Origin of the sequence: Paraburkholderia sacchari, from assembly GCF_000785435.2 — a bacterium.
GTDB classification, from domain to species: Bacteria; Pseudomonadota; Gammaproteobacteria; order Burkholderiales; family Burkholderiaceae; genus Paraburkholderia; species Paraburkholderia sacchari.
The window spans coordinates 107,249-121,459 of the sequence record NZ_JTDB02000003.1; the positions used below are offsets into that span (position 1 = coordinate 107,249).

Below are 14,211 nucleotides of genomic sequence, written 5' to 3' on the forward strand. Positions count from 1 at the left end.
AGGCGCGCGTCGGATGGCTTATGCGATCTCGGGCAACGGGCGCGGGCGGCGGTCGTTGTCCGTGGCCACGTAGGTGAGCGTCGCTTCGGTCACCTTCACGACTTCATCGGCCAGACGCATGCGCTGGGCGTAGACCTCGACCTCGACGGTCACCGAGGTCCTGCCGGTCTTGACGATCTCGGCGTAAAAGCTCAGCAGGTCGCCGACGAACACCGGCTGCTTGAACAGGAACGAGTTCACCGCGACGGTCGCGACGCGGCCATTGGCGCGGCGGCTCGCCGGGATCGAGCCGGCGATGTCGACCTGCGACATGATCCAGCCGCCGAACACGTCGCCATGAACGTTGGCGTCGGAGGGCTGCGGCACGACGCGCAGCGCGGGCGACTTCTGGGGGAGCGGGGAGGAGTCGGTCATCGGGTGTCCATGAAAGAGACTGGATAGGCGGGGGCTCGGGCGGCGCGGCTGAAGCAACGGGGCCGCGCCCGGCGGCCGTCAGCGGCGCGAGCGGCCTTCTGCGACAATACGCTGTCAGGAATTGTACGGGAAAGCCGCAAGCGCGGCGGTGCGGCCGAAACGGCGCCCAGCCCCAGCTTCAGCCTCGCGCCGACGCGCCCGGAACCCGTCTTCCACTCCGCCAACAACACGCCGTGCTTCCCGCGCGCGCCCTCGACTCTTCGGGCGCACACTCGCGGCACGCTGATAGCCGCTCGCCCATGCGCCGCTTTCCCGCTTCCAACGAACCCGCGCCGCCCGCTGCCGGGCCGCGCAACGACTGGCAGACCATTGTTTCGCTGCTGCCTTATCTCACCGCCTACAAATGGCGCGTGGCGTTCGCGCTCACCTGCCTGATCGGCGCCAAGGTCGCCAACCTCGGCGTGCCGGTCGTGATGAAGCACATCGTCGACAATCTCGCGGCCGCGCAGCACCTCACCGCGCTCGGGCGTGCCGAGCACGCGCCCGGCATCGTGCTGATGGGCGGCGTGGGGCTCCTCGTGGTGGCCTACGCGGTGGTGCGCCTCTCGACTTCGCTGTTCACCGAGCTGCGCGAGATACTTTTTTCGAAGGTGACGGAAAGCGCCGTGCGCCAGCTTGCGCTCAAAGTATTTCGCCATCTGCATTCGCTTTCGTTGCGCTTTCATCTGGAGCGGCAGACCGGAGGCATGTCGCGCGACATCGAGCGCGGCACGCGCGGCATCACGCAGCTCATCTCGTACTCGCTCTACAGCATCTTGCCGACGCTCGTCGAAGTAGGGCTCGTGCTGGGCTTTTTCACCGTGAAATACGAGGCCTACTACGCGATCGTCACGCTCGTGGCGCTGGCTGCGTACATCGTCTTCACCGTGAAGGTCACCGAATGGCGCACGCATTTCCGGCGCACGATGAACGAACTCGATTCGCGCGCGAATTCGCGCGCGATCGATTCGCTCATCAACTACGAGACGGTGAAGTACTTCGGCAACGAAGCCTGGGAGGCGCAGCGCTACGACGAGAACCTGCGCCGCTATCGCGCTGCGGCGATCACGTCGCAGCAGTCGCTTTCAGTGCTCAACTTCGGGCAGCAGGCGATTATCGGCACGGGGCTCGTCTTCATCCTGTGGCGCGCGACCCAGGGCGTGATGGCCGGAAAGCTCACGCTGGGCGATCTCGTGCTCATCAACACCTTCATGCTGCAGCTCTACATTCCGCTGAATTTTCTCGGCGTGGTGTATCGCGAACTCAAGCAGAGCCTCACCGACATGGACCGCATGTTCAACCTGCTCACCGTCGCGCGCGAGGTGCCCGACGCCCCGGGCGCGCCGCCGCTCGTGGTGCGCGGCGCGGAGGTGCGCTTCTCGCACGTGAATTTCGCTTACGAGCCGGCGCGCCAGATCCTGCATGACGTGAGCTTCACCATCGCGGCGGGCACGACTACAGCAGTGGTGGGCCACAGCGGCTCGGGCAAGTCCACGCTTTCGCGGCTCCTGTTCCGCTTTTACGATCTCGACAAGGCGATGGGTGATAAAAGCGGCGGCGCGATCACGATCGACGGCCAGGACATCCGCGAGGTGACGCAGGATTCGCTGCGCGCATCGATCGGCATCGTGCCGCAGGACACGGTGCTGTTCAACGATTCGATCTACTACAACATTGCGTACGGCCGGCCTTCGGCTAGCCGCGAAGAGGTGATCGCGGCGGCGCGCGCGGCGCACATTCACGCGTTCATCGAGAGCCTGCCGAAGGGCTATGACACGCCGGTGGGCGAGCGCGGGCTGAAGCTCTCGGGCGGCGAGAAGCAGCGCGTCGCGATCGCGCGCACGCTGCTCAAGAATCCGCCGATCCTGCTGTTCGACGAAGCGACTTCGGCGCTCGATTCGCGCTCGGAGCGCGCGATCCAGCACGAACTCGATCAGATCGCGCGCGAGCGCACGACGCTCGTGATCGCGCACCGGCTATCGACGATCATCCACGCGCAGCAGATCATCGTGATGGATCACGGACGCATCGTCGAGCGCGGCACGCACGCGGAGCTTTTACAGGCCGACGGCCACTATGCGCAGATGTGGGCGCTGCAGCAGCAGCGCGCGAACGAAGCGCAACGGGCCGCAGCAGAGCCCGCTCCGGTTGATGCCGAGCGCGGGCATTGAGCGTTTCGACTGGGCCTCAGCCGCGCTGCGGCGCGCGCAACGCGGCGTCGAGCGCCGCGAGCTGCGCGGGCGTGCCCACGTTCTCCCAGAGCCCCTCGAAGAGTTCGCCGCTTGCGCGCCGCGCCGCAATGGCTTCGCGGTAGTACGGCGTGAGCGCGCGCTTCTCGCCGCGCTGCAGCGCGCGGAACATGCGGGTGTCGTAGAGCCCGATATTGCCGAAGGTGTAGCGCGGCGCGCCGTCGAGCGCGAGCAGGCCGTCCTCGCCTAGCGCGAAGTCGCCGGACGGGTGAAACGGCGGGTTGGGCACCATCACCAGATGCATGCCCGGCTCGGGCCGCGCCGCGAGCGCCTCGGCGCGCGCGTTCAGCATGGCGAAGTCGTATTCGCTATGGACGTCGCCGCTCACGGCGAGAAACACGGCCGGCTCGCCTTCGCGTTCCAGCAGCGGCAGCGCCTGCGCGATGCCGCCGGCGGTTTCCAGCGCATCGGTTTCGGCGGAGTAGAGCAGTTGCACGCCAAAACGCGCGCCATCGCCGAGCGCGGCTTCGATGCGCGCACCGAGCCACGCATGATTGATGACGATGCGCGTATAGCCCGCCGCAGCGAGCCGCTCGATCTGCCAGACGATGAGCGGTTTGCCGCCGGCTTCGAGTAGCGGCTTGGGGCAGGTGTCGGTGAGCGGGCGCATGCGCTCGCCGCGCCCGGCGGCGAAGATCATCGCCGTGCGCTCAGCCGTGTCCCTTGCAGTGGCACGCGTCATGTATTCGACCTTGTCGTGAAGGATAGTGGTGAGCCGGCGCGATCAGAACGTGTAGCCGACGTCGGCGCTCGTGCCCTGCAGCTCGTCGATGAGCCGCGCGAACGGCACCAGCGGCCGATAACGGTGCGCGACCTTGCCCGCGTAGTCGAGAAAGCGTGGCAGGTCGGCCATGTAGTGCGGCTTGGCATCCCGGTAGTTGATGCGGCAGAACAGGCCCAGCACCTTGATATGGCGTTGCAGGCCCATCCATTCGAGCTGGCGGTAGAACTCGCCGAAGTCCGCATCCACGGGCAGCCCGGCTTTCTTCGCGCGCTCCCAGTAGTACGCGAAGCAGTCGAGCTCGAACTCCTCGTCCCAGCTCAGGAACGCGTCGCGCAACAGCGAGGCGATGTCGTACGTGATCGGGCCGTACACGGCGTCCTGGAAGTCCAGCACGCCGGGGTTGGGCGTCGCGATCATGAGATTGCGCGGCATGAAATCGCGCAGCATGAAAACCTGCGGCTGGGCGAGCGCGCTGGCGCTCAGCAGCGCGAAGGTGCGATCGAGCATGCCGCGCGTGGCCTCGTCGATCTTGCGGCCGAGGTGGCGCTCCAGATACCACTCGGGCATGAGCTCCATCTCGCGGCGCAGGAAGGCGTCGTCGAACGGCGGCAGCACGCCCTCGCGCGAGGCGAGCTGGACGCGGATCAGCGCGTCGATGGCGTCGCGCATGAGCGTGCGCGCCTGAGGGCCGGGGCCGGCATCGGTGAGCGCCTTGAGGTAGGGCGCCGTGCCGAGGTCGGTCACGAGCATGAGCCCGGCGTCGAGATCGACTTCCAGCACGCGCGGCACGTGCACGCCGGCGGCTTCGAGCAATTGTGCGATCTGCACGAATTCGCGGCATTTCTCGGGCGGCGGCGCGTCGACGGCGATCAGCGTGGCGCCGTGCGCGCCGGCGCTCGCGAGCCGAAAGTAGCGCCTGAAGCTCGCATCGGCGGAGGCCGGGGCGAGGGTGGCGAGGTCGAGTGCGTATTTTTCTGCGTGGCCGGCGAGCCAGGCGGCGAGCAGGTCGCGGCGGGCGTCGGCCGGGGCGGGCGGGGCAGTGAGGGTCATGAAAACCGGAGGCAAAATCAGTGGATCAACGTCTTGCCATATAATACCCCACGACTTTTTTGACGCGACTCGCGCCAAAGCCCGCATGACGATTCGCTCTGGGCGGGCAGGCTGACGGGGCCGATACGCCAAAACCATACATGCCGCCCAGACAGTATTTCCAGACTATCTCCCAAAGTGACGACGGCGTGCCGGGCAAGCGGCGGCTCATCGCGGCGCTCGTGGCCATGCCGGGGCTCATGCCCGCGCTGGCGCACGCCCAGCTTGCGGGTGATGCTGCGCAGCCCCAGCGGCTGGACGACGCGTGGAGCCTGCGCCTGTCCCCGCAGCTCGAAGAGCAGCCGAGAGCGCCGGGCCAGCGTCCCGCAACGTTCGTGCTCGGCGATTCGACCACCGGCACGTCGGGCACCGACTTCGCCGTCAAGGGCGCGGCCGAGCTGCGCCAGGGCACCAACGTCGTCAAGGGCGACGCGCTGCACTACGACCAGGACACCGACATGGCCGACGCTTACGGCAATGTCGTCGTCTCGCAGAGCGGCACCACCTTCGCAGGCCCCGAAGCGCATCTGAAGGTCGAGGCGAACGAAGGCTTCATGCCCACGCCGAAGTACCATTTCTCGGCCACCGGCGGCTCGGGCAGCGCCGAGCGCGCTGACCTGCTCGACGGCGAGCGCTCGGTGCTCACCAACGGCACCTACACGGCCTGCCAGTGCTCGGCGGATCCGGCCTGGTACATCAAGGGCACCGAGTTCGACTTCGACACGGGCTCGGACGAAGGCGTCGCGCACAACGGCGTGCTGTTCTTCCAGAACGTGCCGATCCTCGCGAGCCCGTGGTTCACGTTTCCGCTCTCGGGCGAACGCCGCAGCGGGCTCTTGCCGCCGACGTTCTCCATCAGCTCGACGAATGGCCTCGAGCTGTCGATGCCGTATTACTTCAACATCGCGCCGAACCGCGACTTCACGTTCACGCCCGAGATCATCTCGAAGCGCGGCGTGTTTCTCGAGGGCAACTACCGGTATCTGTCGACGAACTACTCGGGCTCGATTACCGGCACGTTCCTGCCCAACGACGCGATCACGAAGACCAACCGCTATGCGCTGTTCATCCAGCACAACCAGAACTTCGGCAACGGGTTCGGCGGTTACATCTACTACAACAAGGTCTCGGACAACACCTATCCGGAAGATCTGGCGTCGCCGGCCAATCAGTTCCTGAACGGCACGCAGACGCTGTATCAGCAGGAAGCCGGCCTTACGTACAGCAACGGACCGTGGTCCGTGCTCGGCCGCTACCAGCACTGGCAGACGCTGTCGCCGTCAATCGCGCCGTACGGCCGCGAGCCCGAGCTCAACGTGAAGTACGCGAAGTACAACGTGGGCGGCTTCGACTACGGCATGGAAGCTGACTACTCGCGCTTTCGCATCACGACGGCCGATGCTACCGAAGGCGACCGCGTCGTCTTCAATCCGTACCTGTCGTACTCGCTGATGGGGCCGGGTTACTTCGTCACGCCGAAGGTGCAATGGCACTTCGCGGACTACAACCTGAGCAATATCGGCACGGGCTCGCCCGCGGGCACGCCCAAGAGCTTCACCGAATCGATTCCCACCTTCAGCTTCGACACGGGGCTCGTGTTCGACCGCTCGGTGCAGCTGTTCGGCCAGGACTATATCCAAACCCTGGAGCCGCGCCTGTACTACGTGTACACGCCGTACCGCAACCAGAACTTTGCGCCCCTTTTTGACACCGCCGAGGCCGACTTCGGCCTCGCGGAGATCTTCACGCCGAACACCTTCGTCGGTAACGACCGCATCGCCGACGCGAACCGCCTCACGGCGGCGCTGACCACGCGCTTCATCGACGCGGCCACGGGCGACGAGCGCGCGCGCTTCGTGATCGCGCAGCAGTACTATTTCACTGATCAACGCGTCACGCTGCTGCCGCCCGTCGCGGGTCAGCCGGCCCCGAACGCGGGGTCGGCGCATTCCGACCTGATTGCGGGGATGTCGCTAAAGATCGGGGGCGGTTTCGCTTCGGAAACGGCGTTCCAATATAATGCCGACGCGGGCCAGCTGACCAAGGCGAGCGTCGGCTTCGGCTATAGCCCTGGGCCGAGCCGCGTGTTGAACGTCGCGTATCGCTACACGCGCGAGAACAACAGCACGCTCGACAATCAGCCGATCAACCAGATCCTGATTTCGGCCCAATGGCCGTTCTCGCATCGGGTGTACGCTGTGGGCCGCTTCAACTACGATCTGAACGGCCACAAGATCGTCGATGGCCTGGTCGGCATGCAGTACGACGCGGATTGCTGGGCGCTCGGCGTTGGCGTGCAGCGCTATGCGAACGGGGTCAACACCACGGGCGGCAACAATTCGGCCACGCGTTTTCTCGCGCAGCTCACGCTCAAGGGGCTGTCGAACGTGGACAACGGTCTCATTTCGGCATTCAAGGCCAGCGTGCCGGGCTACACGCAGCCGCCGGGGCAGTTGCCGCTGCCGTCGCGCTTCACGGATTACCAATAACGCGTGAACCAGCGCACGCGGCCGCAGGGCCAGGCGTTCGGACACCGCGCGAGGTCGGTTGCATAGAGACGGGCGAAGCTGCCCGCCAACTTTGGAGTATCAGTGGGAATCATGAAAAAGCTTCGCCTGGCAGCGTTTGCTGCGAGCATCTTCGCCGTCGCAGGACTGTTGCCGGCCGCGCCGGCGTTTGCACAGGGGCTGGCGCCCGCCGGCGGCCGCACCGCCGACACGATTGCGGCGGTCGTCAACGACGGCGTGATCACGCAGCGCGAGCTCGACAACCGCGTTGGCCTCATCACGCGCCGCCTGAACCAGCAGAACGCGCCGGTCCCGCCCATGGACCAGATGCAGGCGCAGGTGCTCAACCAGATGGTGCTCGAGCGCATCCAGCTGCAAAAGGCCAAGGAAGACGGCATCTCGATCGACGACGCCGCCGTGCAGCGCACGCTCACGCGTCTGGCCCAGGCCAACGGCATGGACCTCGCCACCTATCGCACGCGCATCGAGGCGGCCGGCGTACCGTGGGCGACGTTCATGGGCGACGCGCGCACCGAGCTCACGCTCTCGAAGCTGCGCGAGAAGGAAGTGGACAGCAAGATCTCGGTCACCGACGCCGAAGTCGCGAACTACATCGCGAGCCAGCGCGGGCCGAACGCAGGCCAGCAAAACGACCTGCACTTCGAGCACATCTTTATCAAGGCGCCGCTAAACGCGTCGCAGACCGACATCGAGGCCGCGCAGAAGAAGGCCGACGAACTTCTCAAGCAGGCCCAGTCGGGCAGCAAGTTCTCGAGCCTCGCAAAGTCCAATTCGCAGGCGGCCGACGCCAGCAAGGGCGGCGACTTGGGCTTCCTGCCGCCTGCGAAGCTGCCGCCCGAGTGGGTGACGGCCGCTTCCACGCTGCGCCCGGGCGAAGTGAATCCCTCGGTGATTCGCACCAACGACGGCTTTGAAATCGTTCGCCTCGTCGAGCGCCGCCAGGGGCAGGGCACGAGCGCCTCGGCGCCGCAACTCGTGCAGACGCACGTGCGCCACATCCTGCTGCGCGTGGGCGACGGCACGTCCGAGCCGCAGGCGCGCCAGAAGCTCCTGGAAATCAAGAAGGAAGTGCAGGCGGGCGGCGACTTCGCGAAGTTTGCGCACACGTACTCGCAGGACGGCTCGGCCTCGCAGGGCGGCGACCTCGGCTGGATCAGCCCGGGCGAAACCGTGCCCGAATTCGAGCGCGCCATGAACACGCTCCAGGACGGCCAGATCAGCGACCCGGTGCGCACCGAATATGGCTATCACCTGATCCAGGTGCTGGGCCGCCGCGAGGCCGAAGGCTCGATCGCGCAGCAGATGGATCTCGCGCGCCAGGCCATCGGCCAGCGCAAGGCGGAACAGGCCTACGCCGACTGGCTGCGCCAGTTGCGTGACACCGCCTACGTCGACTACAAGATCGGCGGCCTGACCCCGCCGCAGCAACACTGACCCATCCTCAAAGGAATCGCGCCGTGAATGCTCCCGCCTCATCGTCTTCTGCGCCGCGGGGGCCGCGGCCGGTTCGCATCGCCATCACCACCGGCGAGCCGGCCGGCGTGGGCCCCGAGCTCACGGCCGCCGCGCTCGCGGGCGCCTCGGCGCACTGGCCCGGCGCGCAATTCGTCGTGCTCGGCGACCCGAACCTCATGCAAACGCGCGCGGCGGCAGCCAGCGTCGACTGGGCCGCGGTGCTGGCGGGCCAGCATGTAAGCGTCGAGCCCATTGCGCTCGCCGCGCCGGCGAAAGCCGGCAAGCTCGACGCCGCCAACGGCCCGTACGTGCTCGCGCTGCTCGATCGCGCCATCGACGGCGCCATGACGGGCGAGTTCGACGCCATCGTGACCGCGCCGCTGCAAAAGAGCACGATCAACGACGCCGGCGTGCCGTTTACCGGCCATACCGAATACCTGGCCGAACGCACGAAGACGCCGCGCGTCGTCATGATGCTCGCGGGCACCGGCGCGCGACCCTTGCGCGTCGCGCTCGCTACCACGCATCTGCCGCTCAAGGACGTGCCGGCGGCGCTGACGGTCGACGGGCTGCTCGAGACGCTGCGCATCGTCGACCACGACTTGCGCTATCACTTCGGCGTGGCTACGCCGCGCATCCTCGTGACGGGCCTGAATCCGCATGCAGGGGAAAACGGCTACCTCGGGCGCGAGGAAATCGACGTCATCGCGCCGGCGCTCGCGCAAGCCACAGCCGCAGGCATCGACGCGCGTGGCCCCTATCCCGCCGATACCCTGTTCCAGCCGCGTTACCTCAACGAGGCCGACTGCGTGCTGGCGATGTTTCATGACCAGGGCCTGCCGGTCCTGAAATACGCGACGTTCGGCGAAGGCATCAATGTGACGCTGGGCCTGCCGATCGTACGCACGTCCGTCGATCATGGCACTGCGCTCGATCTCGCCGGCACCGGCCGCGCGGACGCGGGCAGCCTGATCGCCGCCATCGACACCGCCGTTTCGATGGCTCGCCACCGGCGCGCTGTCTGATTGGCTCATTGACTTGACCAGGATGTCCAATAGCAGCAGACAGCACCAGGGCCACTTCGCGCGCAAGCGCTTCGGCCAGAACTTTCTCGTCGACGCGGGCGTGATCGACTCGATCGTCGACGTCATTCGCCCGCAGCGCGGTGAACGCATGGTCGAGATCGGGCCAGGCCTCGGCGCGCTCACCGAGCCGCTAATCGAGCGCCTCGCCACGCCCGAAGCGCCGCTGCACGCGGTCGAACTCGACCGCGACCTCATTGCGCGCCTCACCAAAAAGTTCGGGCCGCTGCTCAAACTGCACGCGGGCGATGCGCTGGCGTTCGACTTCGGCTCGCTCGCGGCGCCGGGGGAGAAGCCCACGCTGCGCATCGTCGGCAATCTGCCGTACAACATTTCGAGCCCGCTGCTGTTCCATCTCGCGACTTTCGCTGAACGTGTGATCGACCAGCATTTCATGCTGCAGAACGAAGTGGTCGAGCGCATGGTGGCCGAGCCCGGCAGCAAGGCGTTCAGCCGGCTCACGGTGATGCTTCAGTATCGCTATGTGATCGACAAGCTGCTCGACGTGCCGCCCGAGTCGTTCCAGCCGCCGCCGAAGGTGGATTCGGCGATCGTGCGCATGATTCCGTACGCGCCGCACGAACTGCCGCGCGTGGACGAGGCGATTCTCGGCGAACTCGTGACGGCGGCGTTCTCGCAGCGGCGCAAGATGCTGCGCAACACCCTTGGCGACTACCGCGAGCGAGTGGACTTCGAAGCGCTCGGCTTCGACCTCGCGCGTCGCGCGGAAGACGTGCCGGTGGAGGAGTACGTGCGCGTCGCTCAGGCAGTCGAGGCTGCCCAGGCATCGGGCAGCGCACCGGCGGCGTAGGCGTGCGAGTAAACGTGCGAGTAAGCGGGCGCCGCGCCTTCTTCTCCGGCCTCAACTCGCTTCGGCGCGTTGCGCCTCGTACGCCTTGAGCTGGCTATAGACGATCCGCAGCACCGAAAGCTCGCTCGACGCGCGTTGGGCCGCGCCGCCGCGCCGGATCAGGTCGCCGAGAATGTGGTCGGCTTCGATGCGCGAGCCGTTCTGCACGTCGCGCATCATCGAGGCCGTGAGCGTCGACCCGGTGGCGAACAGCATGGCGCGCGAGCGCTCGAGGAAGCTTTCACGCACGGCGTGCCCATGTTCGGCGGCCACCGCGCGGCATTCGGCGAAAAGACGTTCGATCGTGGCCGCACCGTCCGGCGTCGCGACGATGACACCTACGGGCGCGCGAAACAGACACGTGCTGCCTGCGAGCGTCGCGAGGAACACCCACTTTTCCCACATTTCCTGCAGGATGTTCGCGCTGGCTTTCACGTTGAAGCCGGCGTTGCCGAAGGTGCCGGCAATGGCCTCCACGCGCGGCGTGACACCGTTGCCGAGCTCGCCAAACGAGATGGCATGCGCGTCGTTCAGATGCACGATTTCGCGCTTTTCGTTGAGCGTGGAGGCGATCAGGCAGACGCCGCCGAGCACGGCCTGCGTGCCGAAGCGCGCCTGCAACAGTTCCAGATGGCCCATTCCGTTGAGCAGCGGCAGGATCACGGTGTGGGGCCCGACAGCCGCCGCGAACGAATCGATGGCGTTGTCGAGATCGTAGGCCTTGCAGCTCAGCAGCACGACATCGAATGGCTGAGCGCCCGGTGACTCGAGCGCCTCGCGTGTCACGGTCTTGGGATCGCGCAGCGTGAGATCGCCGGCGTGCGGGCTGCGGATCACGAGGCCGTCCTTGCGCAACTGCGCGGCGCGCGCCTCGCGCACCAGAAACGTCACATCGCGCCCCGCGGCGGCGAGTCGCCCGCCGAAATAACCGCCTGTCGCGCCTGCACCCACTACCAGAATCCGCATGTCGGCTCCTTTGCTTCGCTTGTTGTCGGCAACGCTGGCCGGGTTGCATCGCACCCCGGCTGCTTCGAGATGGCGTTCATGCTAGTGCAAATCGGTGTGGCCTGCCTGGCGCGGCCGGCGTCGGCAGGGCCGAGCGGATTTTGGTACAGTCGCGTTTTTGACGATGGCAAAACGGAGTACATGATGCGCCTTCTGCACACGATGATCCGGGTTGGCGACCTGGACCGCTCGATCAAGTTCTACACCGAATTGCTCGGCATGAAACTGCTGCGCCGCGACGACTATCCCGACGGCAAGTTTACGCTCGCGTTCGTCGGCTACACCGACGAGCGCGAGGGCGCCGTGATCGAGCTCACGCATAACTGGGATACGCCCTCGTACGATTTGGGCACGGGCTTTGGCCATCTGGCGGTGGAAGTGGACGATGCCTACGCCGCCTGCGAGAAGATCAAGGCACAGGGTGGCACCGTCGTGCGCGAAGCCGGGCCGATGAAGCATGGGACGACGGTGATCGCGTTCGTGACCGATCCGGATGGGTACAAGATCGAGTTTATTCAGAAGAAGTAAAATTGCTTCGCTCTGTGGCGTCAGATTTTTCTGGCGTCACCACCTTGTTTTTCGGGATAAGTTGTAAATCGGCGAGGCGCTTGACAATAAAAAGAGAAATATAGCGCGATTTAAACAAATTTAAAAATCCCATCGTGAATTGAATGAAGGTTCGGATGTTATTCACCGAACGCATTCGATTGACGCGCCCGGCATCGCTAAAATTTCGACGCATTTCCGCTTTTCATCCTGCTGGATACAAATCGATACATTTACTTCGATATCCTAATTTTGCGATGGCGGATCTTTGTGCCTAAAGCCGCCGGCTTGAATATGAGGCGTATTTCAAGACACCTTTGCGGCGTTCGGGCGTTACTTCGCAAGACCAATTCAGAGCATTCCTATATACGAGAATAGCTCGGAAGACGAGACTCTGTCCCTCGGATATTAACTAACTACAAAACAATTCTGGGGAGGTATCCCGCGTGTGAAGCCGGCGAAGGTGTCGCCTTCGGCAGCTTGCGGATATCAAGTTGCTCTCGACGCGCGAGCACCCAGGGTTTTCTGAGAGCGATTCACGAAATGCAGGCTTTCCTTCAATCAGGCAGTTCTACGTTCTACGCGTGTTCGGGTGCGCTATGTGGCTGGAACCTTATCGAATGATCCGTCCGCTTGTGGCCGCCAATCGGCAGTACCCGGCCTCTCAAGCAGCCGCGCGGGCGCTATCGCGCGGGAACACGAACATCCGAAGGAAATGCGATGAACTTGCCTATTCAAACCGAGGCTGGAGCACCGTCCACCCACAGCAGTCTTTGGGCTCGCCTGCTCGACATGCTGGTTATCGCAGTGGGGGCGCAGATCACGATGTCCGGCGAAGGCATGCCAGGGCACGCCGGATATGACGCCGCTCTTGTTGCATTCACGCTGCTTGCCGCGTTGCTGGTGTTTCCCTTCTTCGGGCTGTACCGCACCGCGCGCGCGCACCTGTTCTGGCGCTGCGTTTGCGTGCCCGGCATCGTATGGCTCTTCACGCTCGCAGGCACCACGTTGATCGCCTCCGTGATGCACCGGCCGTATCATCCTTCGCTTGCGTGGTTCTCCGAATGGACGCTCGTCTCCGGTCTTGGGCTCATCGCGTGCCGGTTGCTGGATTCCGCGTTCAGCTTGCGCCGGGCGGATCAGGCGGCGAGCTATCGCAGTGTCGCGATCGTCGGCAGCGGCATGCACTGCCGCCAGTTGTTGCGCAAGGTCCATACGACGCCCGATTCGGTTTATCACATCGCCACCCTGTTCGACTCCGGCCCGGATCTCGGCGAGCCGCCTGGTAACGTGCCGGCGTTTCGCGACCAAGAAGGTTTCGCGTCTTATGTGCGCCGCTACGGCATCGACGAGCTTTGGCTTGCGCTGCCACTTTCCGAAGAAAAAACCATTCTTGAGTTCACCGAGCTCTTCCGCAACGATCTGGTCAACATCCGCTTTATTCCCGACGTCAGCGGCCTCGCGCTCTTCGAAGGCGAGATGGTGAATCTGGGCGGCACACCGGCGATCAATCTCGTTGGCTCGCCGATCTCGGAGGAGGCGCTCGCGCAAAAGGAAGTATTCGACCGCCTGTTCGCCTGCTTCGTGTTGCTTGCGATCTCGCCGCTCCTGCTCGCCATTGCAATTGCGGTGAAGCTGACTTCACGCGGCCCGGTGTTTTTCACGCAGCGGCGCAAGGGCGCCAACGGCAAGGTCTTCAACATCTATAAATTCCGCAGCATGCGTCTGCACGCCCAGACCCACGGCGTAGTCGAGCAGGCGAAGCGCGGCGACCCGCGCATCACGCGCGTGGGCGCATTCCTGCGTCGCACGAGCCTCGACGAACTGCCGCAGTTCCTCAACGTGCTGCGCGGCGAGATGTCCGTCGTCGGCCCGAGGCCCCACGCCATCGAGCACGACACGCTCTATCAGGACATCGTGGACAACTATATCCATCGCTATCGCATCAAGCCAGGCATCACGGGCTGGGCACAAGTGAACGGATTTCGCGGCGAAACCGATCGCATCGAAAAGATGCGGGGCCGCGTCGAGCACGATCTGTATTACCTCGGCAATTGGTCCTTCTCGCTCGACATGAAGATTGTTGTCGCGACGATTTTCAAGGGACTGGTTCATCGCAATGCTTATTGATTGGCTGGAACGCTGAAGTGTTGAAACGATTGAATAAACTCTCGGCTCCCGTGCACCGTGGCATATATCGCGCTGGAACCCTTCATATTTCCCGGAAGAG

General features: G+C 64.9%; 12 protein-coding genes. 7 read left to right on the forward strand and 5 right to left on the reverse strand.

Annotation, left to right across the window (positions count from 1 at the left end; translation table 11 throughout):
• Positions 1 to 18: 18 nt before the first annotated feature.
• Positions 19 to 414 (reverse strand): acyl-CoA thioesterase, encoded by a 396-nt coding sequence (locus NH14_RS12705; protein WP_035534687.1) that lies wholly within the window; start codon positions 412 to 414, stop codon positions 19 to 21.
• Positions 415 to 713: 299 nt separating this feature from the next.
• Between NH14_RS12705 and NH14_RS12710 the strand changes: the two genes are divergently transcribed.
• Entirely contained in the window at positions 714 to 2,624 is a 1,911-nt protein-coding gene (locus tag NH14_RS12710) for an ABCB family ABC transporter ATP-binding protein/permease (protein WP_035534689.1), read from the forward strand.
• Between the two features lie 16 nt (positions 2,625 to 2,640).
• Here the strand turns inward: NH14_RS12710 and murU are convergent, their stop codons facing one another.
• Positions 2,641 to 3,342 (reverse strand): N-acetylmuramate alpha-1-phosphate uridylyltransferase MurU, encoded by a 702-nt coding sequence (gene murU / locus NH14_RS12715; RefSeq protein WP_035534691.1) that lies wholly within the window; start codon positions 3,340 to 3,342, stop codon positions 2,641 to 2,643.
• An 84-nt stretch (positions 3,343 to 3,426) separates the two neighbouring features.
• Positions 3,427 to 4,476, reverse strand: a complete 1,050-nt coding sequence (locus tag NH14_RS12720; protein WP_035534694.1) for an aminoglycoside phosphotransferase family protein — start codon at positions 4,474 to 4,476, stop codon at positions 3,427 to 3,429.
• 140 nt (positions 4,477 to 4,616) lie between these two features.
• Here NH14_RS12720 and NH14_RS12725 point away from each other — a divergent pair, with 140 nt between their 5' ends.
• The 4 genes from NH14_RS12725 to rsmA all read left to right on the forward strand — a co-directional run bounded on the left by NH14_RS12725 (position 4,617) and on the right by rsmA (position 10,391).
• Positions 4,617 to 7,004, forward strand: coding sequence for an LPS-assembly protein LptD (locus NH14_RS12725; RefSeq protein ID WP_035534697.1), 2,388 nt, complete (start codon positions 4,617 to 4,619; stop codon positions 7,002 to 7,004).
• A 111-nt stretch (positions 7,005 to 7,115) separates the two neighbouring features.
• Positions 7,116 to 8,477, forward strand: coding sequence for a peptidylprolyl isomerase (locus NH14_RS12730; protein ID WP_084226013.1), 1,362 nt, complete (start codon positions 7,116 to 7,118; stop codon positions 8,475 to 8,477).
• 23 nt (positions 8,478 to 8,500) lie between these two features.
• Complete coding sequence (gene pdxA, locus NH14_RS12735) at positions 8,501 to 9,523, forward strand: 4-hydroxythreonine-4-phosphate dehydrogenase PdxA (protein ID WP_035534703.1); 1,023 nt, start codon at positions 8,501 to 8,503, stop codon at positions 9,521 to 9,523.
• Between the two features lie 22 nt (positions 9,524 to 9,545).
• Positions 9,546 to 10,391 carry a 16S rRNA (adenine(1518)-N(6)/adenine(1519)-N(6))-dimethyltransferase RsmA gene (gene rsmA / locus NH14_RS12740; protein WP_035534705.1) on the forward strand — a complete coding sequence of 282 codons (846 nt, stop codon included), beginning with the start codon at positions 9,546 to 9,548 and terminating at the stop codon, positions 10,389 to 10,391.
• Positions 10,392 to 10,442: 51 nt separating this feature from the next.
• Here rsmA and panE read toward each other — a convergent pair whose 3' ends face one another.
• Positions 10,443 to 11,396, reverse strand: a complete 954-nt coding sequence (panE, locus tag NH14_RS12745) for a 2-dehydropantoate 2-reductase (RefSeq protein ID WP_035534709.1) — start codon at positions 11,394 to 11,396, stop codon at positions 10,443 to 10,445.
• Positions 11,397 to 11,579: 183 nt separating this feature from the next.
• Here panE and gloA point away from each other — a divergent pair, with 183 nt between their 5' ends.
• Complete coding sequence (gene gloA / locus NH14_RS12750) at positions 11,580 to 11,963, forward strand: lactoylglutathione lyase (RefSeq protein ID WP_035534725.1); 384 nt, start codon at positions 11,580 to 11,582, stop codon at positions 11,961 to 11,963.
• On the opposite strand, the gene NH14_RS12755 is transcribed toward gloA, so the two are convergent.
• Positions 11,947 to 12,177 (reverse strand): hypothetical protein, encoded by a 231-nt coding sequence (locus NH14_RS12755; protein ID WP_152617364.1) that lies wholly within the window; start codon positions 12,175 to 12,177, stop codon positions 11,947 to 11,949. The two genes, gloA and NH14_RS12755, sit on opposite strands and share 17 nt — an antisense overlap.
• 524 nt (positions 12,178 to 12,701) lie before the next feature.
• On the opposite strand from NH14_RS12755, the gene NH14_RS12760 reads away from it, so the two are divergent.
• A complete protein-coding gene (locus NH14_RS12760) occupies positions 12,702 to 14,111 on the forward strand; it encodes an undecaprenyl-phosphate glucose phosphotransferase (protein ID WP_052148611.1) in 1,410 nt (469 codons plus the stop codon).
• The last annotated feature ends 100 nt before the right edge of the window (positions 14,112 to 14,211 follow it).

Bases quoted from the DNA above. Each gene is read 5' to 3' on its own strand.
- NH14_RS12755 (WP_152617364.1), bottom strand. From the start codon at position 12,177: ATGCGTCGAAATTTTAGCGATGCCGGGCGCGTCAATCGAATGCGTTCG.
- NH14_RS12730 (WP_084226013.1), top strand. From the start codon at position 7,116: ATGAAAAAGCTTCGCCTGGCAGCGTTTGCTGCGAGCATCTTCGCCGTC.
- panE (WP_035534709.1), bottom strand. From the start codon at position 11,396: ATGCGGATTCTGGTAGTGGGTGCAGGCGCGACAGGCGGTTATTTCGGC.
- gloA (WP_035534725.1), top strand. From the start codon at position 11,580: ATGCGCCTTCTGCACACGATGATCCGGGTTGGCGACCTGGACCGCTCG.
- NH14_RS12710 (WP_035534689.1), top strand. From the start codon at position 714: ATGCGCCGCTTTCCCGCTTCCAACGAACCCGCGCCGCCCGCTGCCGGG.
- NH14_RS12725 (WP_035534697.1), top strand. From the start codon at position 4,617: ATGCCGCCCAGACAGTATTTCCAGACTATCTCCCAAAGTGACGACGGC.
- rsmA (WP_035534705.1), top strand. From the start codon at position 9,546: ATGTCCAATAGCAGCAGACAGCACCAGGGCCACTTCGCGCGCAAGCGC.
- murU (WP_035534691.1), bottom strand. From the start codon at position 3,342: ATGATCTTCGCCGCCGGGCGCGGCGAGCGCATGCGCCCGCTCACCGAC.
- NH14_RS12720 (WP_035534694.1), bottom strand. From the start codon at position 4,476: ATGACCCTCACTGCCCCGCCCGCCCCGGCCGACGCCCGCCGCGACCTG.
- NH14_RS12760 (WP_052148611.1), top strand. From the start codon at position 12,702: ATGAACTTGCCTATTCAAACCGAGGCTGGAGCACCGTCCACCCACAGC.
- NH14_RS12705 (WP_035534687.1), bottom strand. From the start codon at position 414: ATGACCGACTCCTCCCCGCTCCCCCAGAAGTCGCCCGCGCTGCGCGTC.